General features: G+C 75.1%; 2 protein-coding genes. Both read left to right on the forward strand.

Translation table 11 applies throughout. From position 1 onward, the window contains the following. The first annotated feature begins 297 nt into the window (after nucleotides 1-297). Nucleotides 298-1,413, forward strand: coding sequence for a L,D-transpeptidase family protein (locus FNQ90_RS16600; protein ID WP_228471315.1), 1,116 nt, complete (start codon nucleotides 298-300; stop codon nucleotides 1,411-1,413). A gap of 139 nt (nucleotides 1,414-1,552) precedes the next feature. Further along, the gene (locus FNQ90_RS28505; RefSeq protein WP_182607098.1) at nucleotides 1,553-3,400 is read left to right on the forward strand and encodes a DoxX family membrane protein; all 1,848 of its coding nucleotides are present in this window, start codon (nucleotides 1,553-1,555) and stop codon (nucleotides 3,398-3,400) included. Nucleotides 3,401-3,483: the final 83 nt, after the last annotated feature.

Consider the following 3,483-nt stretch of genomic DNA (forward strand, 5'->3'; position numbering starts at 1 on the left):
CGGCATCCCCCCGGCGCGACCGCGCCCCGGCCCGCCGCCCCACCCGGGGCGGCGGGCCGGGGCCGTCGCCGGGTCGGCCGCACCGATGAGGGCCACGACCACCGGAGCGACCGCGGAGCGGCTCGGGGGACCGGGACGACCGCCGTGACCACAACGGTCACAACCGTCGCGGGAGGCACATCTTTTACACGTCTCGTCCTCTTCGCCGTGTGTGTTTCGTTATCGTCGGCCGTGCAACGAATCCACCGGGTCGTTGGTCTGATCGAGTGCCCATGTTCACGTTTCGGGGGGTACTCCATGCGCTCCGCGCACATCCGCAGGTCCGTCGTGGCGGTCGCCGCCGCCGCCCTGCTGCTCACGGCGTGCGGTTCGGGATCCGACACCGGCACCGAGCCCGTCGCCAACGAGGCCACGACCGAGGTCACGGCCGAGCCGGAGGAGCAGGAGGAGGAACCCGAGGAGGAACCGGAGGAGACGGACGGGGACGAGGAGGAGCCCGAGGAGCCCGAGGCGCCGGCCGAGGCGGTCGTGATGGGCCCGGGCGACAACTCCGAGCAGGTCCGCGAACTCCAGGCCCGGCTCGCCCAGGTGGGTCACTTCGTGGCCAAGCCCACCGGTTTCTACGGTGACATGACCGTCGGTTCGGTCGCCGCCTACCAGGAGGCGCACGAGGGGCTGGAGGTCTCCGGCACCGTGCACACCTCCACCTGGGAGCACCTGCGGGCCCGCACCACCGAGCCGACCCGGGACGAGCTGTTCCCGCGCGAGCAGGTGATGGGCTACGGGGACGACTCCGAGCAGGTCCGCGAACTCCAGGCCCGCCTGGGGCAGCTCGGCCTGTTCGACGAGAACCCCACCGGCTACTACGGCAACGTCACCGTGGAGAAGGTCAAGGCGTACCAGCGCTCCGCCGGCCTGGAGGTCAGCGGCACGGTGTACGACGACACCTGGTCCGCGCTGACCTCGGCCACCACCCAACCCGCCCGGGAGGAGATGTACGTGCCGGTCGAGGTGCCGGTGGTGGAGAAGGAGACCCCCGCCGGTCTGGACTCCCGCTGCATGACCGGCCGCGCGCTGTGCATCTCCAAAACCACGAACAAGCTGTCGTGGGTGGTGGACGGGACCGTGCGCACCACCCTGGACGTGCGGTTCGGCACCGAGGAGTACCCCACCCGCGAGGGGCAGTTCACCGTCTACTGGAAGAGCCGCGACCACCACTCGACGCTCTACGACTCCCCGATGCCGTTCGCGATGTTCTTCGACGGCGGCCAGGCGGTGCACTACTCGGAGAACTTCCGGCAGAACGGGTACACCGGCGGTTCCTACGGCTGTGTGAACGTGCGCGACCGGGACGCCATCGCCTCCCTCTTCGACCAGGTCCACGAGGGCGACAAGGTGGTCGTCCACTGGTGAGCCCCGCCACCCCGTGACCTCCCGCCGCCGGGGCCCCGCACGGATGTGCGGGGCCCCGGCGCGGGCGTGTTGACGCGTCACCGTCGGATTTCTCGTCGCCGGCCAGTGTCCTAACGGCCGGTCACTCGGTTAGACGAGTGTGGACACACGAACACCCCGCACCGCTCCGGGGGGGCACGGGCCCGGATTCCATGACGTCGCCGACGCGTTCCTGAACACGGCCAAGCCGTCCTGCGATCCCGCCCAGGTGATCGTCAACCACGCCAGTTTCCGGGTGCGGCTCGGGACGTCCGCCCCGGTGGGCGTCGAGCCACCGCCCCACCTCGCGGCCGAGGCGGTCGTGGTGGGGGCCGCCGGGACCGCCGGGGAGAGCGTCGCGGGGGCCGTCCCCGCGGCGTCCTCCACCGGGAAGGGCACCGTGATCCGTCCCGGCGGGCGCCGCCCGGTGATCCGGGTAGGTGACACCGGGGCCGCGGCCGCCGCCGCGGCCGGCCTGTGGCAATCGGCGCTCCGCCGACAGGTGGTGGCCGCCCCGGCCGGGGCACCGGCGGGCCCCGGCATGCCGTCCGGCCCGGCCGGCCCGGGGGAGGAGCCGGGCACGGCGCTCACCACCGTGCTGCCCCGGGTCACGGAGACCGGTACCGCCGTCATCGGCCCCCGCTCCGCGCCGGTCTCCGAGACCATGGTGCTGCCGCGACTGCCCGCCGTACCGCGCCGTCGGCCCCCGGCGGGCCCCGGGGGCCCGGTCGGCCCGGCCGACGGGCCGGGCCGGCCGCTCGCCTCGACACCGGTCGACGGGGTGGCGGTCGAAGCCCTCGAACCGCTGGTCGGCCCCGGCCGACACGACGCCCGGGAGCATGACGGCGGTCGCCCGGGCGCCCGGCCGGGCGTCGACGGCCGGCACGCCTACTACCCCGGCCGGGGCATGAACCTCGGCATCGTGCTGCTGCCGCTGCGCCTGCTGCTCGGCTTCATCATGATCTCCGGCGGCATGGGCAAGCTGACCGATCCGGTGTACTTCGACGGCGGCGAGCACGGCTCGATGGTCGCCTGGCTCTCCTCCCTCCAGCCCTGGGCCCCGGCCGCGCCGCTGCACGAGTGGGCGTTGGCCCACCCCGTGGGGGCGGGACTGACCGTCGCGTTCACCCAGATCGTGGTCGGGGTGCTGACCATCGCCGGCCTGTGGCAGCGCCTGGCGGCCGGCCTCGGGGCACTGCTGTCGATCGCGCTGCTCATCACCGTCAGTTGGCACTCGGGCCCGGCGGACACCCCCGACGTCATCCTGCTCGCGGCGTGGAGCCCCCTGATCATCGCGGGCGCGCCGGTCTACTCCCTGGACGCCCGGCTGGCGGGGGAGGCGTGGCGGACGCTGGGGCCGCACGTCCCGCTGCGGGAGCTGCGGGCCCGGGTGGTGCGCCGGGGCGTCCTGATCGCCTGCCTGCTGCTGGGCGTGACATTGGTCTTCGGGGCGATCCTGGGCGGCGCGGTCCGTTCCTCGGAGTTCTCCACGGTGCCCGGCCCGGGCGAGCCGCCCCGCAACCACCTGCCCGGTTCGCCGCTGCCACCCGGTCTGGGCGGGGGCGAGGCCGGTACCCCGGACATGGACGAGGAGGTCGGCCCGGCCGGGTCGGCGGAGAGGGTGATCGAGGGGCCGGCCGGGTCGGAGGCGGCCCCCGCGCCGGGGCCCGACACCTCCCGGCCCACCGCCGGTGCCACCGCGGGGCCGAGCGCCGGCGAGGAGCCCGGGGCGGCGGAGAGCGTTCCCGGCGGGGACCAGACGGTGCGGGTGCCGCCGCGGCAGTCCACCCCGGCCGCTCCCGAGCAGAGCCGCGAGAGCGGCACCCCGGCCCCGGCGCCGGGCGACGGGGGCGCCGTCGGTGGCACCGGCGGCGAGGAGCCGCCCGCCGAGAGCGGCCCGGCCCCCGCCCCGCCGTCGGAGGGGGGTGATCGGAGCAGCCTCGGCACCCTCGGTGGGCTGCTCGGTTAGGTGGCCTCCTTGGCGGCTGACCCGTCCCGCGCGGCGGGACGGACGGGCCCCGGTCCGGTGACGTGCGACGGCGCGTCCGGGCC

The organism is Streptomyces alkaliphilus, from assembly GCF_014141535.1.
GTDB lineage: Bacteria > Actinomycetota > Actinomycetes > Streptomycetales > Streptomycetaceae > Streptomyces > Streptomyces alkaliphilus.

Coding starts and splice junctions, on each gene's coding strand:
- FNQ90_RS16600 (WP_228471315.1), top strand. CDS start 298: ATGCGCTCCGCGCACATCCGCAGGTCCGTCGTGGCGGTCGCCGCCGCC.